Origin of the sequence: Pseudoalteromonas sp. P1-7a (assembly GCF_001401855.1) — a bacterium.
In the GTDB taxonomy this organism is placed as follows: Bacteria; Pseudomonadota; Gammaproteobacteria; order Enterobacterales; family Alteromonadaceae; genus Pseudoalteromonas.
Map to the genome: position 1 here is coordinate 62948 of NZ_LKDU01000016.1, position 25247 is coordinate 88194.

The 25247-nt window shown below is 41.9% G+C and carries 20 protein-coding genes; 15 read left to right on the plus strand and 5 right to left on the minus strand.

Annotated elements, in window-relative coordinates; genetic code table 11:
- Position 1 precedes the first annotated feature (1 nt).
- The 6 genes from metH to AN389_RS11525 all read left to right on the plus strand — a co-directional run bounded on the left by metH (position 2) and on the right by AN389_RS11525 (position 7707).
- A complete protein-coding gene (metH, locus tag AN389_RS11500) occupies positions 2-2632 on the plus strand; it encodes a methionine synthase (protein ID WP_055019829.1) in 2631 nt (876 codons plus the stop codon).
- A 180-nt stretch (positions 2633-2812) separates the two neighbouring features.
- On the plus strand, positions 2813-3667 hold the full coding sequence (locus AN389_RS11505; protein ID WP_055019830.1) for an abortive infection family protein: 855 nt from the start codon (positions 2813-2815) through the stop codon (positions 3665-3667).
- Positions 3668-3731: 64 nt separating this feature from the next.
- Positions 3732-3998 (plus strand): hypothetical protein, encoded by a 267-nt coding sequence (locus tag AN389_RS11510; protein WP_055019831.1) that lies wholly within the window; start codon positions 3732-3734, stop codon positions 3996-3998.
- 13 nt (positions 3999-4011) lie between these two features.
- Positions 4012-4767 (plus strand): hypothetical protein, encoded by a 756-nt coding sequence (locus tag AN389_RS11515; RefSeq protein WP_055019832.1) that lies wholly within the window; start codon positions 4012-4014, stop codon positions 4765-4767.
- 184 nt (positions 4768-4951) lie between these two features.
- On the plus strand, positions 4952-5449 hold the full coding sequence (locus AN389_RS11520) for a (2Fe-2S)-binding protein (protein WP_055019833.1): 498 nt from the start codon (positions 4952-4954) through the stop codon (positions 5447-5449).
- Positions 5446-7707: a xanthine dehydrogenase family protein molybdopterin-binding subunit gene (locus tag AN389_RS11525; protein ID WP_055019834.1), complete on the plus strand. Its 2262-nt coding sequence runs from the start codon at positions 5446-5448 to the stop codon at positions 7705-7707. The genes AN389_RS11520 and AN389_RS11525 overlap by 4 nt, the downstream gene beginning before the upstream one ends.
- Before the next feature lie 89 nt (positions 7708-7796).
- Here the strand turns inward: AN389_RS11525 and AN389_RS11530 are convergent, their stop codons facing one another.
- The 3 genes from AN389_RS11530 to AN389_RS11540 form a co-directional block, all read right to left on the minus strand.
- On the minus strand, positions 7797-8240 hold the full coding sequence (locus tag AN389_RS11530) for a hypothetical protein (RefSeq protein ID WP_024034276.1): 444 nt from the start codon (positions 8238-8240) through the stop codon (positions 7797-7799).
- 9 nt (positions 8241-8249) lie between these two features.
- Positions 8250-9149, minus strand: coding sequence for a M15 family metallopeptidase (locus AN389_RS11535; RefSeq protein ID WP_055019835.1), 900 nt, complete (start codon positions 9147-9149; stop codon positions 8250-8252).
- A gap of 271 nt (positions 9150-9420) precedes the next feature.
- Entirely contained in the window at positions 9421-9618 is a 198-nt protein-coding gene (locus AN389_RS11540) for a CsbD family protein (protein ID WP_055016803.1), read from the minus strand.
- Positions 9619-9891: 273 nt separating this feature from the next.
- Here AN389_RS11540 and hrpB point away from each other — a divergent pair, with 273 nt between their 5' ends.
- Positions 9892-12318, plus strand: a complete 2427-nt coding sequence (gene hrpB, locus AN389_RS11545; protein ID WP_055019836.1) for an ATP-dependent helicase HrpB — start codon at positions 9892-9894, stop codon at positions 12316-12318.
- Between the two features lie 88 nt (positions 12319-12406).
- Positions 12407-12871, plus strand: a complete 465-nt coding sequence (locus tag AN389_RS11550) for a nuclear transport factor 2 family protein (protein ID WP_055019837.1) — start codon at positions 12407-12409, stop codon at positions 12869-12871.
- A 9-nt stretch (positions 12872-12880) separates the two neighbouring features.
- Here AN389_RS11550 and AN389_RS11555 read toward each other — a convergent pair whose 3' ends face one another.
- The gene (locus tag AN389_RS11555; protein WP_055019838.1) at positions 12881-13096 is read right to left on the minus strand and encodes a hypothetical protein; all 216 of its coding nucleotides are present in this window, start codon (positions 13094-13096) and stop codon (positions 12881-12883) included.
- Positions 13097-13656: 560 nt separating this feature from the next.
- Between AN389_RS11555 and AN389_RS11560 the strand changes: the two genes are divergently transcribed.
- The 7 genes from AN389_RS11560 to AN389_RS11590 all read left to right on the plus strand — a co-directional run bounded on the left by AN389_RS11560 (position 13657) and on the right by AN389_RS11590 (position 24281).
- A complete protein-coding gene (locus AN389_RS11560; RefSeq protein WP_055019839.1) occupies positions 13657-15387 on the plus strand; it encodes a DUF4856 domain-containing protein in 1731 nt (576 codons plus the stop codon).
- An 85-nt stretch (positions 15388-15472) separates the two neighbouring features.
- On the plus strand, positions 15473-16747 hold the full coding sequence (locus tag AN389_RS11565; RefSeq protein WP_082430555.1) for an imelysin family protein: 1275 nt from the start codon (positions 15473-15475) through the stop codon (positions 16745-16747).
- Positions 16748-16755: 8 nt separating this feature from the next.
- The gene (locus AN389_RS11570) at positions 16756-18990 is read left to right on the plus strand and encodes a TonB-dependent receptor domain-containing protein (protein WP_055019841.1); all 2235 of its coding nucleotides are present in this window, start codon (positions 16756-16758) and stop codon (positions 18988-18990) included.
- 10 nt (positions 18991-19000) lie between these two features.
- The gene (locus AN389_RS11575; RefSeq protein WP_082422677.1) at positions 19001-20041 is read left to right on the plus strand and encodes a sterol desaturase family protein; all 1041 of its coding nucleotides are present in this window, start codon (positions 19001-19003) and stop codon (positions 20039-20041) included.
- Positions 20042-20151: 110 nt separating this feature from the next.
- Positions 20152-22059, plus strand: coding sequence for a DUF1800 family protein (locus AN389_RS11580; RefSeq protein WP_055019842.1), 1908 nt, complete (start codon positions 20152-20154; stop codon positions 22057-22059).
- A gap of 9 nt (positions 22060-22068) precedes the next feature.
- Complete coding sequence (locus AN389_RS11585) at positions 22069-23409, plus strand: DUF1501 domain-containing protein (protein WP_055016795.1); 1341 nt, start codon at positions 22069-22071, stop codon at positions 23407-23409.
- A gap of 158 nt (positions 23410-23567) precedes the next feature.
- A complete protein-coding gene (locus AN389_RS11590) occupies positions 23568-24281 on the plus strand; it encodes a DUF1499 domain-containing protein (protein ID WP_055017560.1) in 714 nt (237 codons plus the stop codon).
- 195 nt (positions 24282-24476) lie between these two features.
- Here AN389_RS11590 and AN389_RS11595 read toward each other — a convergent pair.
- Positions 24477-25247, minus strand: a 771-nt coding sequence (locus AN389_RS11595) for an MFS transporter (RefSeq protein ID WP_146258079.1), incomplete at its 5' end; no start/stop codon positions are given.

Sequence of the window (25247 nt, forward strand, 5' to 3'; positions counted from 1 at the left end):
AATGACTCAACAAATTGCAGTATTTACCAATGTCGGCGAGCGTACTAACGTAACCGGTTCAGCCATGTTTAAACGCTTGATCATGGAAGAAGATTACGAGACAGCGCTTAACGTTGCTCGCGAACAAGTAGAAAACGGCGCCCAAATTATTGATATAAACATGGACGAAGCCATGTTGGACTCAAAAGCAGCCATGGTTAAGTTTTTAAACTTAATTGCCTCAGAGCCCGATATATCTAAAGTGCCTATTATGGTCGACTCCTCTAAATGGGATGTAATAGAGGCAGGCCTTAAATGTATTCAAGGCAAAGCTATTGTTAACTCAATATCGCTTAAAGAGGGTGAAGAGCCGTTTAAACGCCAAGCTAAAATTATTAAACGATTTGGCGCAGCCGCTGTTGTTATGGCGTTTGATACCGAAGGCCAAGCCGACACCGCAGATAGAAAGTACGAAATATGTGAGCGCAGCTACAAAATATTAGTCGATGAAATAGGTTTTCCGCCGGAGGATATTATATTCGACCCTAATATATTTGCTGTAGCCACCGGTATAGAAGAGCACGACAACTATGCCGTAGAATTTATTGAAGGCACACGCCGCATTAAGCAAAACTTACCTCACTGTAAAGTGTCGGGTGGGGTGTCAAATGTATCGTTCTCATTCAGAGGTAATAACCCCGTACGTGAAGCCATTCACTCGGTGTTTTTATACCACGCGATAAAAGCGGGTATGGATATGGGCATTGTAAACGCAGGGCAGCTTGCGGTTTACGACGACATCCCCGAGGAACTTCGTAAAGCCGTAGAAGATGTAATCCTTAATACCGACCCCGGTGCAGGTGAGCGACTTGTAGAAATAGCCCCTAAGTTTTCGGGTATGGCACAGGCCGAACGCGTAGAAGATTTAGAATGGCGCACATGGCCTGTTGAAAAACGCCTAGAGCACGCCCTTGTCAAAGGCATTACCACCTTTATAGATGAAGACACAGAAGAGTGCCGCGCAGCTGCCGATAAGCCTATTCACGTGATTGAAGGGCCACTCATGGATGGCATGAACGTGGTAGGGGATTTATTTGGTGCAGGTAAAATGTTTTTACCGCAGGTTGTTAAATCTGCCCGTGTAATGAAGCGCGCAGTGGCCTACTTAGACCCATTCATAGAAGCTGAAAAAGAAGAAGGCGCCACTAACGGTAAAGTCGTTATGGCCACCGTAAAAGGCGACGTGCACGACATTGGTAAAAACATTGTGGGCGTAGTACTGCAATGTAATAATTACGAAGTAATCGATTTAGGCGTAATGGTACCTGCCGAAAAAATATTGCAAACCGCGATTGACGAAAAAGCCGACATAATCGGCCTTTCGGGTTTAATTACCCCATCGCTTGATGAAATGGTACACGTAGCCAAAGAAATGACTCGTCGAGGCTTTGAGTTACCACTTATGATTGGCGGCGCTACGACCTCTAAAGCGCATACTGCAGTAAAAATAGAGCCACAGTACGACAAAGGCGTAGTGTACGTAAATAACGCCAGCCGGGCAGTGGGCGTAGTATCCAGCTTGTTATCAAACGATCTAAAACCCGCCTTTTTAGAAAAAACTAAAGCCGAGTACGAAAAAGTACGCGAGCAGCAAGCACGTAAAAAACCACGTTCTAAACCGGTTACCATACAGCGTGCCCGCGATAACGCCGCCAAGCTTGATTGGGATAATTACACGCCACCTGTGCCTAAAAAACTGGGGGTGACTGAGTTTAAAAATGTATCAATTGCCACGTTGCGTAAATACATAGATTGGACCCCGTACTTTATGACGTGGTCAATCGCTGGCAAATACCCGCGCATAATGGACGATGAAGTCGTTGGCGAGCAAGCACGTGGCTTATTTAAAGATGCTAACGACATGCTCGACGACCTTGAAAAGTCAGGTGCTTTGCAACCTTTAGGTGTTATTGGTTTATTCCCTGCAAACCGCGTGGGCGATGACATAGAAATTTACACCGACGAAACTCGCAAAGAGCTGTTAACCACCTCATGCCATTTACGTCAACAAACCGAAAAAACCGACTTTGCTAACTATTGTTTGGCCGACTACATTGCGCCAAAAGGCACACCTGATTACTTTGGTGCGTTTGCCGTAACGGGCGGTTTAGAAGAAGACGACTTAGCCGATGCGTTCGACGCCAAGCAAGACGACTACAATAAAATAATGGTAAAAGCGGTTGCCGACAGGCTCGCAGAAGCCTTTGCAGAATACCTGCACGAACAAGTACGCAAAGAGTATTGGGGTTACGCAGCCGATGAAAACTTAACTAACGATGAGCTAATCCGCGAAAACTACCAAGGTATTCGCCCAGCGCCAGGTTACCCAGCGTGCCCAGAACACACCGAGAAAAAGAAAATTTGGCAGCTGCTCGATACCGAAAAACGCATTGGCATGCAGCTAACTAGCTCCTACGCCATGTGGCCAGGGGCTGCTGTTTCGGGCTGGTATTTCTCACACCCAGAGGCAAAATACTACGCCGTAGCAGCTATTCAAAAGGATCAGGTAGAAGACTACGCCAAGCGAACTAATATGACGCTCGAAGAGGCAGAACGTTGGCTATCGCCTAATTTGGGGTATGAGCCAGAGTAAGAGCGAAGTGGTTGAATAGCGAAGCGGTCAGTTTTTAGCTGTCAGCTATCAGTAAAACAAAACGAGCCAAATTGGCTCGTTTTTTTGTAAGGGGTACTTAAAGTAGTAATAAAAGTCTGTTGGACTTTGCTGTAGTAGAGCAGTTAACATAATTAGATAGTTAAAAGGACTTTTCAATTTATGAATAAACAAATACCAGCACCTCTTATATCAATTCTAGCCGACGCAATCTCTTCTCTGGAGACTCATGTTACGATGGATTCTCTTTTTTTATATTCTAATGCTCCAGGCGAACCTCCTGAAGGTTCTAAATCTTCTAAAGCACAGACGTGGCTAAGAAGAATAAATAATGAAGCCGATAACCCGCTATCAATAGTCGCTAAATTAATTGAAAACTACATGGAGAACCCTGAATTTCAAAATGAATTTAGTGAGATAATGTTTCAAAAGGTTGAGAATACGGCCTATAAATATGTACAAAAGATAAAACAATGCCTCTCTAGTTATAACTTAGAATATAGAATAGGTGGTTTCATTCTGGAAGGTGCAAATGCTCCTTCTCAATCGCTATCAGCGTTAATAAAAAATAGAGATTTACCTGCAATTAATGCTGAGTTCGATCGCGCAATGGATAATATAACAAGTGATCCTCGAGAAGCAGTACTAGCAGCATGCAATATATTAGAAGCTATTTGTAAAACGTTTATAGAAGATGAAGGTTTAACTATGCCTGCTAAAAAAGATTTACAAGGTGTTTGGAAAGTAATTAAGGACGAGCTGGGTTTTGATATTGGCCTTATCCAAGATAAAGATTTAATACAAATATTAAGTGGGCTTTTCTCAACAGTCAGTGGCATTGGTGCACTGCGCACACATGCTAGTGCTGCGCATGCCGAAGGCCGGACTAGATATAATATTAAGCCTAGACACGCCAGGCTTGCTGTTCACTCTGCTCACACGGCTAGTATTTTTATAATTGAAAGTTGGGATGAGAAAAAGCTTAAATCTAATGTAAAACCCAATTTTTCATCATGACTTTATCGGCTAGTCTTTTGGTAATTTTTAGCTTTGAAAGGCAAAATCACAAAAAGGATATTTAATGTCTGAACCTCAGAACAACTCTGTTAACTTACGAAAAGAAATTCAAGATGGTTATATTTCTTTAGGCACAAAAAAATTAATAAAAGAGGTGCTCAAAGAGCTTAATATTTATCACCCAAATTCATGGGACAAAAAGTTTTGTGAAGATATGTTATCAAATACAAAGCAATTATCTAATAAGCAAAGAGATCAACTTCTTAGGATACTGGATGATATTTTGATGAAAACTGAGCACCCAAGTTTTACGCCAAAGTTTGAGCTTTGATTAAGGATCATAAATGAAGTTTATAAATTACGTAGCGGTTTTCCTATCCTTACTTCTCACATCGAACACATTTGCGCTTGAGCAAAAGTATCATGAGAGTGTTTTACCTGTTATTGCTGCTTTTAAAACGCAGGATAAAACTGAGATTGCTGCGCATATTCGCTACCCTCTAAAAAGGCAATACCCATTGCCTGACATTAAAAATGAAGCTGAGTTTATTAACCGCTTTGATGAAGTGTTTGACGATGAACTTGTTGCCGTTATTGGCAGCTCTAATATTAATACCGATTGGGATAGCGTAGGTTGGCGAGGCATTATGCTAAATAGCGGCGTGATGTGGATTGATACTGACGGTAAAATTATCGGTATAAATAGCCACACAGCTAAAGAGCAGGCATTTGCTAAACGCTTAATTGAACAAGACAAGCAATCACTTCATTCAAGTATTAATACGTTTGAAGAGCCAATACTTGATTGGAAAACGGCTAGCTACCATATTCGCGTTGATGATTTAGGTGATAGAAATTACCGTTATGTAGCGTGGGGTATTGATAAAAAGCCAAGCGATAAGCCCGATATGGTTTTATTAAACGGTGATATTACCTTTGAAGGCACTGGCGGTAATCATCATTATACGTTTAAAAACGGACGCTATAGTTACATACTACACGTTACTATCATTGGCTGCGATACATCGCCACCTGGTTGGCTTGAAGTTTATAAAGATGATGAGCAGTTATTAAAAGAGCGAGTTATAAGCGCTAAGTAGAGTCAACAAACCCTTCTTATGTATACCCAATAAGCGGTCACTTAATAACGGCTATTAATTAGCAGTTCGCCGATAAAAATTTCAATAAAATTGATCTAAGTGGTAGGCTAAAAATGTAGCAAGTATTCAAACCGTTCTGGCGCAACAAGGCATTCCTTTAAAGCGCTTTGCCAAGGAGTTAAATATGATCACGCTTACCGTTAATGGTAATAAACATGAGTTTACAGGCGATCCGTCAACGCCGGTGCTTTGGTATCTTCGAGATGAATTAAATTTAACCGGGCCTAAATTTGGCTGTGGTATGGCGCAATGTGGTGCCTGCACCATACATATTGATGGCGTAGCGCAGCGCTCGTGCATATTACCGGTTTCGGCTGTAGCAGGGCGCAATATTACCTCTATTGAAGGGCTAAGTGAGCAGGGCGACCACCCCGTGCAAAAAGCCTGGGTTGAGCATAAAGTGCCGCAGTGTGGGTTTTGTCAGTGCGGACAAATCATGCAGGCGGCAAGCTTATTAGCCGCTAACCCTAATCCAACTGATGACGAAATAGTGAATAATATGTCGGGCAATATTTGCCGTTGTGGCACGTATCCGCGTATTCATAAAGCGATTAAGTCGGCAGCTAAAACCATGGCGGGCGTTGAATATTTTGACCCAAATGAACAAGGGGAAGAAGTATGAAAAACAACAATACGTACTTTGACCTAAACCGCCGTCAATTTTTAAAAACCAGCGCAATAGGCGCATTAGTATTAGGTACTTATTTTGTGGGTAGTGCGCCAAGAGCGTTTGCTGGCGTGTTAGAGCAACCCTCTGAGCAAGCAAAGCGCGCTAACTTATTTATAGCTCTGCGCCCCGATGGCATGGTTGAAATAACCTGCCACCGCTCTGAAATGGGCCAACAAATTCGTACCGCCATTGCCCAAATTGTGGCAGACGAAATGGAAGCGGCGTGGGACAAAGTAGTGGTTATTCAAGGTAAGGGCGACCCTAAATACGGGGATCAAAATACCGATGGCTCGCGCAGTATTCGCTACAACATGCAGCGCCTGCGCGAAATGGGCGCAAGTGTACGTTATATGATGCAGCACGCAGCTGCTAAATATTGGAACGTTGAGCCACACACCTGTACAGCTAATCAGCACGTGGTTACCCACAGCTCAGGGAAAACGCTTGGCTATATAGACTTAATAGACCTCGCGCTTGGTATTACACCGCCAGAGCCTGACAAGCTAACACTTAAAACACGCAAAGAATGGCGCTATATAAATACCGGTATGGCGCACATAGATTTAACTGATTTAGTAACCGGTAAAGCCACATTTGCTGCCGATGTACGCGAACCAAAAGCGCTGGTGGCGATGATTGAGCGCCCGCCGGTAGTAGGTGGTGTGGTTAAATCGTTTGATGCCAGCGCCGCTAAAGCAATTAATGGCGTAGTTGATGTTATTGAAATGCCTGTACCAAAAGGCGCACCGCAATTTCAGCCAAAAGGCGGCATTGCTATTGTTGCTAAAAATACTTGGGCTGCATGGCAGGCGCGTAAAGCACTAAAAGTGGTGTGGGATGATGGTAAAAACGGCGATTATAATTCAGAGAACTTTAAAAAGTCGTTATTGCAAACAGTGAATGAGCCGCAAGCGCATGTGCGCGAAATAGGCGATACCACCAATATATTGGCTAAATCGAGCAATACGTTAGTAGCCGACTATTACGCGCCGCACCTAGCTCAAGCACCAATGGAACCACCTTGTGCTACGGCGATGTATCATAAAGACCGCGTTGATATTTGGGCTGCAACACAAAACCCACAAGCAGATATGAAAACTGTAGCCGCACTACTAGGTATGGACGAGAGTAAAATTAACGTACATGTCACCATGTTAGGTGGCGGTTTTGGGCGTAAATCAAAACCTGATTTTTCGGCAGAAGCCGCTTATATTTCAATGAAAGTAGGGCAACCTATTCGCGTACAATGGACGCGAGAGGATGATATACAACACAGTTTTTATCATGCGGTATCGGCTCAACATATTGAAGCTGCACTAGATGAAAAAGGTAACATAGAAGCTTATTTACATCGCACGGCGTTTTCGCCAATTATGTCTACCTTCCAAGAAGGGGCAACGTCACCTGCAGGTTTTGAGCTGCGCTTAGGCTTTACCGATAACCCTATTAACTCACCTAATTTAAAGCTAGAAAATGGCGAAGCACCCGCTAAAACTAGGGTAGGTTGGATGCGCTCGGTATCAAATATTTTTCATGCTTTTGCTATTCAGTCATTTATTGCTGAAGCGGCGCACAAAGCAGGGCGCGACCAAAAAGACTATTTACTCGAAACCATAGGCCCTGATCGTATTTTAGATGTAACCGAGCAAAATGCCTCGTACGATAACTATGGCGCCGATAAAGACGTTTACCCATTAGATATTGGCAAGTTACGCCATGTTATTGAAAAAGTGGCTGAGATAAGTAAATGGGGCCGAAAGCTTCCAAAAGGTCGCGGGTTAGGTATTGCAGCGCACCGCAGCTTTTTAACGTATGTGGCTACTGTGGTTGAGGTAGAGGTATCGGACGCTGGCGATTTAAACGTGATTAAATCGTGGGTAGCTATTGATGCAGGTACGGTTGTAAACACCGATACCGTTAAAAACCAAACCCAAGGTGGCTCTATTTACGGTATTACAACCGCAATAAGCGATGGTATTACCTTTGATAAAGGCCGCGTACAGCAAAGTAATTTTCATGATTACCGCGTACCGCGTATGAGCGATTCACCACTAGAGGTAGAAGTAGAAATAATACAAAGCGATGCACCACCTGCTGGTGTAGGCGAGCCCGCAACGCCGGTTTACGCCCCTGCATTGTGTAACGCTATTTTTGCCGCTTGCGGTAAACGTATTAGGCAACTGCCTATAGGTAACCAATTAAAAGCGTAAATAAACGTACTTTTATTAAAACACTAAGCTATTAAACAAAAAAACCGCCAAATGGCGGTTTTATCCGTAAGTCTATGTATCTTAAAGACTCATAAATTACATATTTTGCTCACTAAATTTGTATTGATCTGTTCAGGTTTAAAGGCATTAATATGTTTAGGTATATTGGCTTGAGTATATTCTAGAAGGACGTATTCATAAGATTGTGGCTCAATAACTTCCTCAAGTAGGTAGTTCTGCTTAGACTTTTTACTGAATAATACTGAGTAATTTTTTAAATCTGTATGTTTAAATTGGCTGGCTCTATATACATGTAAAAACTCATTGTTTGCAATAACAAAGCTATTGAGGATTGATGACCAGTCTGCATACCACTCAGAATCTTCAAATGGTGTATTTCCTATAATAATAATAGCTTTATCATTATTATAGTCATCGCATAGCTGTTTCTCTGAAGATGTTTGTTCAGCAGTTACTACCCCAGTGCAGCCGATTACGCTAAAAGCAAAGCACCCCAATAGGATTTTTTTCATTTTAGTATCCTATATAAAAAGTGGAATCATCTGATTGTTTGAAATTGATGATTGGTTAAAAAAATGCTTGGCTTCATAGTCGAATGTTGAAGCTGAGAGCTGCTTATCGAAGTGAGGAGAATCCATCCTGGTAAAGTCGCCTCCCCATCGAAGCCCTCTTTTTTTCATTACATCAATAAATTTAACCGCTGAAGTCGTAGCACTTTTAGTTTTAAAGGCGGTTGAGTTGTTCCAATTAGAGCCATCAACAATATTTAAATCTAAAGCATGCCCAATATAATGTTGGCTGCGTTTTGCTGGCGTTACAACAGCGCCACTTGGAGAAACTCCAAGCTGTCTTATTGTCTGGTTTAAAACCAATTTTAAGCCTAATTTTTTTGCTTCAATGTCCATTGCTTTTATCTCAGTAATTAAGGTCGCTGAAACTACAAACTCACCTTTCAATACATTTTGGTTTGCAATTAATTTGAAGTTAGGATTAAGCTCTATATTAGTAAAAGTTACTTCTCTTAACCTTAGCAAGTCACCTGTACATCGAAAATTGCTAGCGGCCCAGATATTAAGCTCTCGACGAGTAGCTTTGTCAGTTTGCCCAGAGGTACTTCCTTTAAAAGTTGGCAGTTGACTAATAACCCTTAAATTTTTTAATCGATACGGGGCCGATTTTGCGTTCCATTGGAATAACTTTAATGCGTGTGTAGTTTTTAAGCCAAAATCACCATCAATTTTTGATTTATATGTTCCTAATTTATTAAGCAGTATTTGTAATTCGGATACAAAAGAGTGATTAGCTATGTGGCTTTTTCCTTCCCAGATTTGTTTTTTGTCATTGTCTCCTCTTTGAAGAGAAAAGCCACCAAATAAATCCGTCACACCAGTTAAAGCTGACACTACAGCATTGTTATTCATATAAGTTTCTTTAAATTAATAGTTAACCGCACTTATTCCATCGCGATCGTTATATTAGCGATAAAAGAATATAACTAAAGATAAAAAATAGGAACAATATTTTTCGTTAAGTCATCATGGATACACCGTAAAATTGTAAAATAGATAGTGTCAAAGCCGTAATTTAAACAAATATTTTTAAATTATTTAAGGAAAGCTTTATTCAATTTAATTTAGGTCGTTACTAGTAAACAAAAAAACCGCCAAATGGCGGTTTTTTAGAAGTTAGCGATTAGTGCGTTTTTTCAAACTCATCTACTTCACGCTCTGCTTCTTCTTTAGATTTACCGTACTGCTGCTGGATTTTACCCACTAGCTCCTTACGGCTACCTTCAATTTTGTCTAAATCGTCGTCAGTAAGATCGCCCCATTTTTGTTGCGCCTTACCTTTAAGTTCGTTCCAATTACCTTTCATACGATCGCTGTTCATAAGTTTCTCCTTACTTAGATTTAATTAACGTTCACTATAAAAGGAGCAAGGCGTGTACCAATAAATTAAATTTAAATTTTGTATTTATAATCATACTGTTATGTTTTATTGGCGCAGTATCAATTAATATAGCGCGCATGTTCTTAAAAAATGTACAGAGCGGTTTGTAATTATTTCTGATTATGATGCTTTTTTATAACCACTCAGCTTTAGCGGCGCGTTTATTTTTGGTTTTTGTTACAATGCATACAAAGCAATTTTGGGTAAATAGCAGTGCTGCCGGTTCAAAACATATATCAACAACTTTTAACTACATTACAAACTAACCCTATAACGTTATTACAAGCACCACCTGGTGCAGGTAAATCAACCTGGTTACCGCTACAACTTATGCGCGACGGCCATTTTAAACGTATTGTAATGCTGGAGCCGCGCCGCTTAGCTGCACGTAATATTGCCAATTACCTAGCGCAGTGCCAAAACGAAAATGTGGGGCAAAGCGTTGGCCTGCGTGTACGTGGCGAGAGTAAAGTAAGTAGTAATACGCGCCTTGAAATAGTTACTGAGGGCATGCTTACTCGCATGTTACAAAACGATCCAGAACTTAGCGATATTGATTTACTGATTTTTGATGAGTTTCATGAGCGCTCAATTGCAGCCGATACCTCACTGGCCTTTGCTTTAGAGACCCAAAGTGCGCTGCGTGAAGACTTAACCATACTGCTTATGTCGGCAACCCTTGATACAGAGCGCTACACACAGTTTTTTGATTGCCCAGTTATTCAGTCAAGTGGGCGAAGTTACCCCATAGAGGAAGTATACGTACCCATAAAGGATGAAAGCCGTTGGCTTGATACTATTCCCGCTTTAATAAAACAAGCACTAAACGAGCAAGGCGGCAGTGCATTAGTGTTTTTACCTGGGCAATTTGAAATATTACGTGTGCAGCAAGCGCTTAATGATTTGCCAGGTAACTGCCTAGTTGCCACGTTATTTGGTGAGCAAGATAAAGCCAATCAGCAAGCGGCGATTGCTCCTGCACCTGAGGGAATGCGCAAAATAGTGCTTACCACCAATGTAGCCGAAACCAGCTTAACCATTGAAGGCATTCGCATTGTTATTGATAGTGGTAAACGCCGCGCTGCAACGTTTAACTTAAAAACAGGTGTAACGGAGCTTACAACACAAAGTATATCGCGCTCCTCTGCCGTGCAGCGAGCAGGGCGTGCAGGGCGAATAGAACCAGGTGTGGTTTACAGGCTTGGCTCAAAGCAAACTTTTGAGCGACGCAATAGCCACGATAGCCCCGAAATACTCACATCAGACATAAGCCAACTTATGCTTGAAGCAAAGCAGTGGGGCGCAAATATTAGCGAACTCACCTTGCTTGATATGCCAACAACGCAGCAATGCACACAAGCGGCAAGCTTACTAACTATGCTTGAAGCCATCGACGCCAAAGGTAAGCTAACCAAGTTGGGCAGCAACATGCTGGGTTTTGGGGCGGAAATTCGCTTAGCGCATATGCTTTTAAAAGCGCAGGCGCTTGAGGCAGAACTCCCAGGTATTTATCGCTTAGCAATTTATTTAGTGGCGCTGCTTGAAAGCCGAATAAGCAGCGCCAACGAGCTAAGTTTAGCGCTACATAGCCAGCAGCAAAGGCCACACCCAGTATTTAAGCAGCAGTTAAAATACTGGCTAAGCCGCTTAAAAGTAACCGACAGTAACAGCGAGCTAAACACCGAGTATTTAGGCTTGCTGGTGGCATTAGCTTACCCCGACCGCATTGCAAAAAAACGTGGCAATGGTTACTTACTTGCAAATGGAGCGGGCGCTGATTTAAACACCGATTACTGGCATAACGATGACTACCTGGCTATTGCAAGCATGGGCGGTCATAAAGGCACGCGTATTTTTGCAGCCACTGCGCTTAGCCCATTTGAGCTACAAGATTATTTACCGCACTTATTTACTACGCTTACCCGCTGTGAGTTTGATGAAAAAACCGCGCGCTTTATCCACCAAGACGAAGTAAAACTCGGTGCCATTACGCTTACAAGCCAACCAAGTAAGCAAAAGCTTGATAAAACAGAGCGCGCTAAAGCGTGGCTTAATTTATTTACTAAACACGGCTTTGCATTATTTAATGAACAACCCGATGCACAACAATTATTAATACGCATGAGTTTAGCCAGTCAGTTTATGCCCGATACGTTCCCGGCAATAAGCGAGCAGCAACTTATCGAAACAGCTGACGATTGGTTGGGCGTGTACTTACAGGACATAAAAACACTCGATCAGCTTAAAAAGTTTAACTACTTTGAAGCACTGCAAAATTGTTTTGACTGGACTCAGCAAACAGCCCTAAAAACACTGTTACCGCTTAGGTTAACGGTACCGAGTGGCTCAAATATAAAAATTAATTACCAACTAGATGGCCCTGCAAAGTTAAGCGTGCGCATGCAAGAAGTGTATGGCTTAACCAGTACGCCAGTGCTTGCTAATGGCAAGCTGCCACTGCTTATGGAGTTACTATCGCCGGGTAAGCGTTCTTTACAGCTTACGCAAGATCTTGCGCACTTTTGGGCTACCAGTTATCGCGATGTACAAAAAGAAATGAAAGGACGTTACCCCAAGCATTTTTGGCCAGACGACCCAGCAAATAGCGTGGCAACTAATAGAGTGAAAAGCAAAATGTAGGTGTTAGTTACATAATGTTATTTGTTTGATTATTGAACGTTCTAAGGTAATGTACCTATAAAACACTTTTAGCTACAGGGAATAGTCAATGAGGTTACTTTTAACATTAAGTTTGGTATTGGTTGCTAGCTTTTCAGTCCGAGCCGAAGAGCCATTTGATTTAAAAGCATTTGCACAGCACTACTATAAAACCATGACCGCCACGCAAGCCCCAAACGCCGATACCAAAGAGCTTGAAGCTTACCTTAGCTTATTAACAGACGACGTTGGCAGTCAGCACATACCGTATCAAATAGATGACTCTCGCACAGCTAATGGCAAAGAGCTAATGCGCAAGGGCATGAGTTTTTATTTAGGCGCGCATACCCACTATAAAAGTGAGTTACTCAATACCTTTATATTTAACAATAGCGGCTTTGCGATTCGTTATAAAAACCACGCTAAAGGTATTCACCCACAAAGCAAACAGCCAATAGAGTACACATCAGTAATGATGGAAGTAATAGAGGTTGAAAATGGTAAAGTGGCGATGATCCGCAAATACCACGAATAACTTTTTTGGTTAAACCTCTTTGCCGCCGTGTTGCTCTGCTAAGTCATCAAGCTCTGCAGAGGTGTAATCAAACCCGCTTTCATCATACTCGTAAGTGACTTTTACACTGTTGCCACCATTAAATAAGCGTGTTTTAACTTGGTTTACGGGCCAATCTTTTAGTACATGCACAAAACGGTTGGCAACTTGCGAGGATTCAAAACGGTAGCGAATGTCTGTTTTCATAAAAAAGGCTCTGTCATTATATGGCTTAGCTAAAAGTGAGTAGTAAAGTTACACATTTAATGCATTACCACCTCTCATGGTCTTTAGTATACCTTTAATCAATAGGCTGATATAAGCCCGTAACACAGTATGTGAAGCAAAAATTTACCCACAACCGCTATAAGTGGCTCGCTATTGAAGTAAATAATAATTGTTGACCCAGCTTTTTATCTAAAAAGTTAAAACATCTTTATTTCTGCATAATCCTAGTATTGAATTTACACATTAATAACTTTTTCACTAAATTACCTACCTAAAGCGCCAAGTTAAAATATTAAGCTATTGTAAGTAAAGTTTTTAATACACTTGATAGATGTGGATGATTGACCCATTACTTAATATTTAACGTATTGAATCACCTTATTAAATAGTGACTTTAAAATAAGGTTTTTGTTCTAAAAAATAAAACTATTTAAAAATTTAAACAAAAACTAAACATTTAGGTTGATTGTTAGTTATTTGTAATTAGAATAGTCGCTATTACAAATAAGAATGATTCACATACAATATTAGGATTCAACATGAATTTGCGTAAATCTCTCCTTGCTAGTGCAGTAATTACTGCAACTTTGGGTTTAACTGCGTGTGGTGGCTCAAGCTCCAACGATAGCGATGAAACACCGACCACACCAACAGTGACTAATTCTGCACCTACTGCAATTAGCTTATCAACATCAGCTGTAACAGAAGATGTAGTTGGTGCAGTTGTCGGTACTTTAAGTGCTACCGATGACGATGCAACAGGTATGGTATTTACGCTAGCTGATGATGAGCAGTATTTTGAAATTAACGACAGCAATGAATTAACGCTTAAAAGCGCATTAGCGCTTAATGCTGAGCAAGTAGAAACCCTAGATGTAACAGTTACCGCAACCGATGCCGGTGAGTTAAGCTTTACGCAAACATTGAGCGTATCTGTAACAGATATTGAAGCGCAAGATGGCGTAAATGTTTACGAATTTGCTTCAACAGTCGATACAAGCAATTCGGCTGTAAGTTACACAGGGCAAGTGGCTCGCCATGCGCTTTCGGCGCAAATTAAAGCCTACATAGGTTTATTAGATGTAGATTACATCGAAAGTAATGGCTTGACAGGCGATGCTGTAAAAGCGCAGCTAATGGCGTATTGGAGTGATTACGAAGCCGTAAAAGATAATAGCTTTTTGTTTGTTGATGGCAGCACAACGCTACAGCAATCATTTGCTGAAATTTCAAGTTCAGGTAAATCGTTAACGGGTAAAGTTGCCGGTAATGACGCAACAAAAATGGAAGAAGACTGGCTAACAGAAGGCACATTTGAAGGGTGGAGTGACTTTGGTACTCAAGCTAAAACACCTGAAGGCCTTATTTTTCATTACTTTGATTTATTAGCAGCTAATGTAGATGCAATAGCAAGCGGCACACAATCTGAAGATGTAAACGGTAACGACATTACAGCAGCTTATATTACAACAAGTGGCCTAGATTTAAATCAGCTTATTCAAAAACACACATTAGGTGCGTTAATGTTCTCGCAAGGTACAGATGACTACCTAGACGACGGGCTTGAAGAAGATAACACCGATGCAGCAGCCGCTGGCGCTAATTACAGCACTTTAGAGCATCAATATGATGAAGGTTTTGGTTACTTTGGCGCTGCTCGTCATTACTTAGAGTATAGCGACGACGCTATTGCTGATGGTAGTGCAAACGCAGATGTTGATGGCGATGGAAAAATAGATTTAGCCAGTGAGTACAACTGGGGTAATTCAGTCAATGCCGCTAAACGTGATAACGGTGCAACAGTTGCGACTGACTTTAGCAGCGCAGCAATGACGGCGTTTATAGCGGGTCGTAAAATTATTAACGATGCAGCACCAAGCGCATTAACTGATGAGCAAAAAACGCAGTTATTAGCACAGCGCGATATTGCTGTAGCTAATTGGGAAAATGCAATTGCAGCGACTGTTGTTCATTACATTAACGATACATTAGCTGACATTGATACAGTGCAAGGTACAGAGGCAAGCGCTGAAGATTTTGCTAACCTAGCTAAGCACTTTAGTGAAATGAAAGGTTTTGCACTGAATTTTCAATTTAACCCATTTTCACCTTTTTACAGCGACGATAACGCAGGTAAATTTGCCGAGCTACATACGTTACTAGGTGAGGCGCCACAGTTAACAGATGCCTACAAAGCACAGTTAGTTGAAGCGCGTGATTTGATGCAGCAAGTATACGGCTTTGATGCACAAAACGTTGAAAACTGGTAATTACCACCTGTTTTAGCACCAAGGAAGGTCAGCCCATGGGCTGGCCTTTTGCCGTTTAATTTTCGAAGTTTTTAGGGTTGAAATAATGATCAATTATGCAAAAAAAGGGGTCGTAGTTGCAGCAGCTGTTTTAACACTTAGTGGCTGTGGTGAAAGTAGCTCAAGTAGCACGGGCAGTGATTTTCAAGGTGGTGATAGCGGGCAAACTACGACGCCTGTGGTGACAGAGTTTGATGAAGCACAACTGGTTGCTAACTTAGTCGACAATGTAATAACACCTACGTTTGTTTTGTTTAATCAACAAGCACAACTACAAACGAAAGCAGTAGCCAATTACTGTCAAGCCGAATTGCAAAGCGTTCAAGAAAGCTCTGAAGAGGCCATAGCACTTCGTACTCAGGCACAGCAAGCATGGCTTGATACCATGGCAGGCTGGCAGCAAGCCGAAATGATGCAAATGGGGCCATTACTTGATAACTCAGGCCAATTGCGCAATCAAATATACTCTTGGCCTACGTTTAGCCGTTGTGGGATAGACCAAGATGTGGTGTATAACCAAGACGGAGTGATAAACCAAGATCAAAATCGCCCGTATGATATTAACGAAAGAACAGCAACACGTAGGGGTTTATTTGCACTTCAGCACGTGTTGTTCAACGAGCAATTAGATCATCACTGTACTGTTGCTAACGAGGCGTTGGCTGATTGGAATAACCGTACTGATCTGGCGCGTCGCCAGGCTCGATGTGAGTTTGCGGTGGTGGCAAGTGAAGATGTTTTAAACTCCTCAGCACAATTATTACAAGCTTGGCAAGGTGATAACGGTTTTGCGAATGAGTTAAAAAATACAGGAGACAGTGGTGGGCGCTTTAGCACGACTCATGAAGCACTTAACCATATTAGCGATGCGCTGTTTTACATCGATACACTCGTAAAAGATAAAAAATTAGCAGAGCCAATTGGAATTTTTTCAAATTCGTGTGGTACCTCAGCGTGCCCTGAAGATGTAGAAAGCCTAGATGCAAAAAGTTCTTTAGATAATATTCGTAACAATTTAACCGCGTTTGAAGCGTTAATAATAGGTAATTTAGAAGGCGCAGAGGCGGGCACTGGTTTTGACGACTTTTTAGATGCAGAGCAAGCACAGGCAACAAAAACGCGCTTAATAGAAGGCATTGCAGCACTAAAGACTACACTTAGCCAAATTGATAGCTCGTTAGCAGATTTACTCATAAGTAATGAGCAACAAGTACGTGATGTGCATGGCGAGGTGAAAGTACTTACTGATGAACTTAAAAATGACTTTATCAATGAATTAGCACTTGAGCTACCTACTACTTCTGCAGGCGATAACGACTAAGGGCAACAATGAAATACAATAAACTTACAATTGCATTGCTTATGGCCGTAAGTTGCCAAGCAGTTGCAGAGCAACAAAGCGACATAGAGCATATTCAAATTATTAGCCACAATGACAAGCTACGTACCGAGGCGGGATCCGCCACTTTGATTGGTGAAGCGCAGCTTGAACAATTTGAATTTGATGATATTCACCGTATTTTATCGCAGGTTCCTGGCGTAAATATACGTGAAGAAGATGGCTTTGGGCTAAGGCCTAATATTGGTTTTAGGGGCGTAACCCCGGAGCGTAGTAAAAAAATCACGATATTAGAAGATGGTGTTTTAATTGGCCCTGCGCCGTATTCTGCTCCCGCGGCTTATTATTTTCCGCTAACTACACGCATGACTGCGGTTGAGGTATTTAAAGGCCCAGCTGCCATACATTATGGCCCACAAACGGTGGCTGGTACGCTTAATTTAGTGTCGCGCCAAGTGCCAGATGATGCCAGTGGTATGCTTGATGTATCAGCAGGGTCTGATGGTTATAAAAAAGCGCACGCGTATTATGGCAACCGCGAAGGGCAGTTTGGCTTTTTAGTTGAAGGAGTACACCTAGAAAGCGACGGATTTAAAGAGCTTGATGGCGCTCAAGACACCGGCTTTGAAAAAGATGACCTATTAGTTAAATTAGATTACAAACTCGATGGTGAGCAGTTTAAGCAACGTTTTGAGTTAAAATTAGCGTACTCAGATGAGCTTTCAAATGAGACTTATCTTGGTTTAACAGAGGATGATTATAGCGAAAACCCATACCGTCGTTATGCAGCTAGTGGCCCTGCTAATATGGACACGAAGCATACGCAAGTTATGTTTACTCATCAGTTGAGCACTGACAATTTTGCACTGACTACCCGAGCGTATCGTAATGACTTTGAGCGTGCTTGGTTAAAGCTTAACTCAGTTACTAACAGCAGTGGCAGTTTGTCAGATATTTTGGCCGACCCAACGCGTTTTGAACGTGAATATAGCGTTATTAGTGGTCAAGCAGATTCGGTTCAAAATGGCGAAAGCAATGTGTTTTTGACCATGGGCACTAACGACAGAGCCTTTTTCTCACAGGGGATTCAGTTTGATGGCGATTGGCAAGTGGCCGCGTTTGGGCTTGATCATTCTCTCTCGTTTGGGGTTCGTTTTCATCAAGATGAAATAGAGCGTGACCACTTTGAAGACACCTACGCTATGGTTAACGCGGTTAACACCCGTACAGATACTGACAGTGTATTTACTACGCAAAATACCGAGTCTACCGATGCATGGTCTGTTTATATTGAAGACAAAGTGACGTTCGATAAGTTAACACTCGGTGTCGGCGTGCGCGGTGAGTTAATGGATATGTCGTATCAAAACGACTCGCCAGGCAAAGAGAACGATTGGCAAAATAAATCAAGCCGAATTTGGCTACCTGGCCTAAGCGGTTTTTATCAGTTATCTGAAAACGCAGGGTTATTATTTGGTGTACACCAAGGGTTTGTGCCATCAAGTCCATCGAGCCCAGTACGTGAAGGAGATGATGAATTTGAAAAAAGCGTTAACTATGAATTTGGTGGCCGTTATAACGATGGCAATCGCCAAATTGAGGTGGTTAGCTTTTTTAACGATTACTCAAACTTAGTTGAAAGCTGCGGACAATCAAATTGTGGTATTGAAAATGAATTTGATCGTGAGTTTAGCGGTGGAGAAGTGGATGTATGGGGTGTTGAGTCTCAATTTGCACAAACCTTCTCACTAAATGAAAGTATCGATATTCCTGTGCGTTTAACGTATACCTATACGCAAAGCGAATTTAAAGAAGAGCTATTTAGTGAATTTACGCAGTGGGGGCACATTCGCCCAGGCGATCACCTACCGTATTTACCTAATCATCAAGCTGCACTAAGTTTAGGGCTTGCACATAACGATTGGTCTGTGGATGTATTAATAAAATACACATCAGATATGCCAGAGGCTGCGGGTGTTGCTTATTCAGCGGGCGAAGTTGGCAATACAACAGGCAACGACTTTGCTATGCCATTAGCCGGTGTTGATGTGCCATCAACTACGGTTGTTGATATTGCAGCACGCTACGAGCTTGATCAATATGGGCATATTTACGCAAAGGTAGATAACCTGTTTGACCAAGATAATATTGTTAGTCGTCGCCCGTATGGTGCACGTCCTGGTAAGCCTCGCAGTGTTGCTGTAGGTTATAAATACCAATTTTAAGAGGTAAGTAATGCTCGAGACTTTATGGCAAACACTGTTGCAAACGCCTAATTATTTGTTTGATGCCAATAAACGCATATTTATTGGCTATAGCATTGCGGCGTTAGTTATTGCTATGTTGCTGTATTTCTCGGGCCGCACCCAACAAAAAAAGCGCACTTGGCGAGGGCTGGGGCGTTATTTATTTAGTAAGCGTATTTGGCTTAGTAAAAGCGCCAAGCTTGACTATCAATTGTTAATTATAAATCGTTTACTCAAAGCCGCGCTATGGGTGCCTATAGTGTTAACTATGGTACCTGTGGCGATTGGCGTAAGCGATGCCTTGCAATGGCTTTTTGGGGAACGTGCGGTATGGCAACTGCCAAGTACTGTGGTGCTAGTAATATTTACTGTACTGCTTTTTATATTTGATGATTTAACCCGCTTTTTATTACATTTAGCACTGCATAAGGTGCCGTTTTTGTGGCATTTTCATAAAGTGCATCATAGTGCGTTAGTGCTCACCCCAATGACTATTTATCGCAGCCACCCATTTGAAAGCTATTTATATGCGTGTCGAATGGCGTTAGCGCAAGGTTTTGTGGTGGGCGTTTGTGTGTATTGCTTTGGCCGAAACTTAACTATGCTAGATATTTTTGGCGCTAATGTATTTGTATTTGCCTTTAATGCGTTAGGCGCTAATTTACGCCATTCTCACGTATGGTGGAGCTTTGGTAAAAAAATAGAAAATTGGTTTATTAGCCCAGCTCAGCATCAAATTCATCACAGTGATAACCCAAAGCACTTTGACCGTAACTTAGGCTCTGCTTTAGCCATTTGGGATAGAGCTTGTGGCACGCTAATAAAAGCGCATCAAGTAGGTAAAATTACTGTGGGCGTAGGCAATAAAGACCGTGGCCACAATAGTGTAATAGATGCGTATTGGCGGCCAATTTACGAGAACCTACAAACGCCTTGGCAGCGTGTGGCTAAAGCCGCTAATAAGGTGAATATTTATAACAAAAAAAAGCCCATCATTGAGGTTAATATTAACGATAAAACAGTTAAATAGTGCTCGGTTACAAAAAATAAAGGGTTAAGTTGTAAATTTTGTGTTTCAATAATCGCATCAAACTTGGTACATACTAACGTACCTTCTTAAATTTACGATGACGATTTAACATGTATTACAAATCAGTTTTATTGGCAAGTAGTGCCTTATTACTCAGCGCCTGTGGTGGTTCTGGCGGCGATGATACGCCCACCGTTAATTCAAATAAAGTACCTACCTTGTCCGTATCCAATATTCCTAGCGAATTAAAAAAAGGACAAACCATTGAGCTAACTGCAACAGCAAGCGATGAGGATGGCACTATAAGCAGTGTGATTTGGCAACAAACTGCAGGCATAACGTTATTGAGTGAGCCACTAGAAGCGTTAAGTACCCGCCTTACAATACCTGCTGCACAAAGTTATGCGCCCATAACATATTCATTTAGTGTAACAGCCACTGATAACGAAGGGGCTACACGCACTCAAACTATTACATTTGTAGCTAAAAACAGCATGGATATGCACAGTGCTGCTAGGTTATTACACCAAGCCAGTATGGGCCCAACGCTTGCTGAAATAAATAATGCTCAGGGTTTAAGTGAGCAACAATGGCTCGATAACCAAATAGCACTGCCAATTGGCTACCACCGCGACTACCTTGTCACACTTGAAGATGATGAAGACTTTAAATATATAAGCCGCATAGATGCATGGTGGAAAGCGGTGCTACAAAGTGACGATCAGCTGCGTCAGCGCGTTGCATTTGCACTGAGTGAAATATTAGTTGTATCGGATGAAAATAGCGATTTACGTGCGCAACCTCAGGGCATGGTTACTTACTACGATTTATTACTCAAACATGCATTTGGCAACTTTAGAGAGTTACTCGAAGAGGTAACGCTTTCGCCAATTATGGGCACGTACCTAAGCCATTTAGGTAACGAAAAAGCTGATGAAGCACTTAATATTCGCCCAGATGAAAACTACGCCCGCGAGGTCATGCAACTATTTACTATAGGGCTTGATGAGTTAAACCTTGATGGCAGCGTTAAGCTAGATGCAAACGGCAGTAGCATAGCAACTTACGGGCAGGCGCAAATACAAGGGTTTGCGCGTGTATTTACAGGCTGGACATTTGCAGGCAGTGAAACTTTTAAACGCGTAAGTCGCGATTATATTAACCCTATGCAAGCCTATAGTGAGTACCATTCGAGCAAAGAAAAAGTCCTGTTAAATGGTGAGGTTATACCTCAAGACTATGGGCCGGAGGAGTCGCTAAAAATAGCCCTCGATAATTTGTTTAATCACGATAATGTAGCGCCATTTATTTCTAAGCAGCTTATTCAGCGGTTAATTACTTCAAACCCGACTGCGCAATATGTAGAGCGCGTTGCTCGTGTGTTTAATGACAATGGAAGCGGTGTACGAGGCGATTTAGCCGCAGTTGTTAAAGCGATTTATTTAGATGATGAAGCGCGACATTTTGGCAGCGTACTTAGCTATCAAGGTAAAATTAAAGAACCGCTTTTAAAAACCGTACAGTTTTGGCGAAACCTTAATGCTAAGTCACTACAAGGGTATTATAAAACGTGGAACCTGGTTGACAGCTACGGACAAGGCCCAATGCAGTCAGCGTCTGTATTTAATTTTTTCAGACCAGATTACCAAAGTGCGACTTTGCGCTCCCAAGGGCTTGTCGCCCCCGAATTACAAATAGCTAACGATGCGACTTTAATAGGCACAATGAACGCTCTATTTGCAAGTTTAGTTTGGAGTACCGCTGAAGCGCATACCGATTTAAACCCAGCCGGTATTTATGTCTATGTACAAAGCGATATGGATTACTTGGCGAAAAATGGCATTAATGCACTGATAGAACAATATAATACCTTGTATTTTGCCGGCAATATGAGCGCTGATACTAAGCAAGCCTTGCTTGATTTAGATGCTTATTTTAACGAGGAGCAGTACCGTGTAAGGGTTTCGTACTTGTTATACATGATTGCTATTTCACCAGAATTTAACGTGCAGTATTAGGAGCGCATAATGAGCATTAATAGAAGGCAATTTTTATCATTATGTTTAAAAGGTGGGGTATCGGCAGCCGCTTTAACCAGTTTACAGCTACAGGCGCTAACGGGCGCAACTAATGCAATAGAACTTGGTGATTATAAAGCCCTAGTGTGTGTGTTTTTATACGGCGGAAACGACTCACTTAATATGCTGCTCCCCCTAGAGGGAGAGCAGCGCAGTTTATATGAGCAAAGTCGGCAAAACCTCGCAGTAGAAAATCCTTTGTCGCTAAGTGTTAGTTCGCAATTTGCAGGTGGTGTGGGCATCCACCCTTCACTTGCGCCTTTACAGAGTGTGTTTGAGTCGGATGATTTAGCCTTTATTGGCGGCGTAGGCACTTTGCTTACTCCCACTACATTAGCTGACTATAAAAATAACGCAGTACCTTTACCTAAGCATTTGTTTTCACATAACGATCAACAAGCTTCATGGATGTACGGCCGAGAAAAAGCCTCTTTAAACAGTGGGTGGGGCGCACGTATGCTCGAACGGTTAGCTGTGCATGACGAGTTTGCGGCAAATATCTCTCTCGATGGCACAAACTTATGGCAAACAGGCACAAATACCAGTGCTTTTGCGCTTAACAAAAGTGGTATAAGTACTATTAACGCCTTTGGTGGTTATCAGCCGCGTACTGACCACGTTACTAATATAATGAATCGTGTGTTAGGCAATGCAAGCCATGTGCTTGGGCGTGAATATGCTAATGGCTTAAATAGTGCAATTACCAATACGCAAACTATGAACAGTGCGCTAGAACAAGCACCTGACCTAATTACTTCTTTTAGTGATACTAGCTTGAGTGAGCAGTTAGCTGCGGTGGCTAAAACGATTAGTGTGCAGTCGTCGTTAAGTACTCAGCGCCAAGTGTTTTTTGTCTCTATGGGGGGATTTGATACCCACGATGATCAGCTTACGGCACACCCAGCGTTATTAAATACGCTAGCTCAAGGGCTTAGCGAGTTTAATAGTGCCATGAAAGAGCTAAACATGAATGATAAAGTTACCACATTTACTATGTCGGACTTTGGCCGTACGCTCACCTCAAATGGAGATGGCACTGATCATGGCTGGGCGGGTAATCAAATAGTAATGGGTGGTGCGGTAAAAGGACGTAATATTTATGGTGAGCTACTTACTCAGCAGTTAGAGGGCGAATATGATACCGGCGGTGGGCGGTTAATTCCGCAAGTGGCTAACGAGCAGTACTTTGCAACGCTCGCGCAATGGTTTGGTGTGCCTGTTTCAGAGCTGGTTGATATTTTTCCTAATTTAAGTCACTTTAATAGCGAAACCTTGGACTTTTTTGTGTAAAGATACTGATATGTTAACTGCAGCGCTTACAGCGAGTTGGTATCTATAATCAGTGACGTTGGCTGTTGATTGTAATCTAAATCCCGTGTTAGGCAGTATAACGTAATGGTTTCAAATACTTAAAATTAAAGATCACACATGATTAAGGAATCATAATAATGAAAATTTTAGTGAGCTTAGTAAGTTTAATCGCTTTTTTACTCGTTTTACTGCCTGGGCCTTTGTATAAGTATGGGGTTGTTGAGCTCAGTACTGCGTTTGCAGGCTTTAGATTTGGTGTGTATGTGGGCGGCGCTGCATTAGTGCTGCTTGTTATACAAGTTATTTTTATGCGTAAAACGCTTAGCATAGGCAGCACTTTAATGGCAGTGGTGTTTGCAGCCATCGCGATTGCAATGCCACTGAGCATGATGAGTAAAGCTAAAAGCGTACCGGCGATCCATGATATTTCGACCGACTTAATTAATCCACCAAAATTTGTGGCAATTGTACCGTTGCGAGCGGATGCTAAAAACCCAGCTGAATACGCAGGAGAAGAAACAGCCAGGCAGCAACGCAAGGCTTACCCTGAGCTAAAAACTCTAAATTATGCACAATCAAAAACAGACTTATTAGCTGCTACAGAACAAGCGGTTAAAAATTTAGGGTTTGAGCTTGTTAATGTTAATGCGGCTACGGGTATTGTAGAGGCAACGGATACTACCACATGGTTTGGTTTTAAAGATGATGTAGTTGTGCGTATCAATGACGAAGGCAGCCAACGCTTTGTAGATATACGCAGTAAGTCACGCGTGGGCCGAAGTGATTTAGGAAAAAATGCTGAACGTATACATTCACTCATTGATGAGATAAATACGTTACTGGATAAGTAACCGACATTTAAGTTAAAAAAGCCCAACCTTGTTGGGCTTTTTTGGTCAGGGTTGATTCACAGCGTTAGTGTAAACACATCAAAGTGCATACCGCTATTATTTGAGAGGCAGCCCTTATGGGATTACTTTTAGAATAAAGCACTGAAATAAGCGAAAAGGTATACGACTTAAATTTTAGCCGCTCTTTTTATATGCTTAACAAGCTTGGGCGGTGGGCTGCTGTTTATTAAGTTGCAAGTAGCTTAAAAACCACATTACTAAGCCACCTAAAAACAGCGCAGCTGCCACATATCCTGTTTGATTAGGTGCTGCACCTTGTGCAATAACAGCCCCGCCAACCCAAGGGCCGATAGCATTTGCGGTGTTAAATGCGCATTGTACTAATGCACCAATCATAGCATGGCCCTCTGGGGCGACATCCATTAATAATGATTGAATAAGCGTTGCCAAACCCACACTGCAACCAATAAAAAATATAACCGCATACAGCAGCCAAATATTGTAACTCGCGCTAACGTAGGCAATGGCAAATACAATGGTGCACACCAGTGCAAGGCCGGTGGTTTTAATGGCCGATTTATCGGCCGCTTTACCTAATAGGTAATTACCTAATGTACAGCCAATACCAAACATAACCATGGCGATAGAAATAGTATAAGGGGCTGTTTTAGTTACATCTAAAATGGTATCGGCAATGTATGTATAAATACAAAACACGCCACCAAAGCCAATAATAACAATCCCTAAAATAGACCACACCAGTTTATTTTTTAGTACGCCAAACTCGTTAAGTAAGTTAGATGGTTTTGCGTTATCAATATTTGGCACTACTTTGTACACAAATATAAATGCAATGAACGCTAAAACGGCAGCGCCACCTAAGCAATACCGCCAGCTTAGATTTTGCCCCACCAAGGTAACAATAGGCACGCCAACAATGGTTGCAATGGTCAAGCCCATAAATAC

Coding starts and splice junctions, on each gene's coding strand:
- metH (WP_055019829.1), top strand. CDS start 2: ATGACTCAACAAATTGCAGTATTTACCAATGTCGGCGAGCGTACTAAC.
- AN389_RS11505 (WP_055019830.1), top strand. CDS start 2,813: ATGAATAAACAAATACCAGCACCTCTTATATCAATTCTAGCCGACGCA.
- AN389_RS11510 (WP_055019831.1), top strand. CDS start 3,732: ATGTCTGAACCTCAGAACAACTCTGTTAACTTACGAAAAGAAATTCAA.
- AN389_RS11515 (WP_055019832.1), top strand. CDS start 4,012: ATGAAGTTTATAAATTACGTAGCGGTTTTCCTATCCTTACTTCTCACA.
- AN389_RS11520 (WP_055019833.1), top strand. CDS start 4,952: ATGATCACGCTTACCGTTAATGGTAATAAACATGAGTTTACAGGCGAT.
- AN389_RS11525 (WP_055019834.1), top strand. CDS start 5,446: ATGAAAAACAACAATACGTACTTTGACCTAAACCGCCGTCAATTTTTA.
- AN389_RS11530 (WP_024034276.1), bottom strand. CDS start 8,240: ATGAAAAAAATCCTATTGGGGTGCTTTGCTTTTAGCGTAATCGGCTGC.
- AN389_RS11535 (WP_055019835.1), bottom strand. CDS start 9,149: ATGAATAACAATGCTGTAGTGTCAGCTTTAACTGGTGTGACGGATTTA.
- AN389_RS11540 (WP_055016803.1), bottom strand. CDS start 9,618: ATGAACAGCGATCGTATGAAAGGTAATTGGAACGAACTTAAAGGTAAG.
- AN389_RS11550 (WP_055019837.1), top strand. CDS start 12,407: ATGAGGTTACTTTTAACATTAAGTTTGGTATTGGTTGCTAGCTTTTCA.
- AN389_RS11555 (WP_055019838.1), bottom strand. CDS start 13,096: ATGAAAACAGACATTCGCTACCGTTTTGAATCCTCGCAAGTTGCCAAC.
- AN389_RS11560 (WP_055019839.1), top strand. CDS start 13,657: ATGAATTTGCGTAAATCTCTCCTTGCTAGTGCAGTAATTACTGCAACT.
- AN389_RS11565 (WP_082430555.1), top strand. CDS start 15,473: ATGATCAATTATGCAAAAAAAGGGGTCGTAGTTGCAGCAGCTGTTTTA.
- AN389_RS11570 (WP_055019841.1), top strand. CDS start 16,756: ATGAAATACAATAAACTTACAATTGCATTGCTTATGGCCGTAAGTTGC.
- AN389_RS11575 (WP_082422677.1), top strand. CDS start 19,001: ATGCTCGAGACTTTATGGCAAACACTGTTGCAAACGCCTAATTATTTG.
- AN389_RS11580 (WP_055019842.1), top strand. CDS start 20,152: ATGTATTACAAATCAGTTTTATTGGCAAGTAGTGCCTTATTACTCAGC.
- AN389_RS11585 (WP_055016795.1), top strand. CDS start 22,069: ATGAGCATTAATAGAAGGCAATTTTTATCATTATGTTTAAAAGGTGGG.
- AN389_RS11590 (WP_055017560.1), top strand. CDS start 23,568: ATGAAAATTTTAGTGAGCTTAGTAAGTTTAATCGCTTTTTTACTCGTT.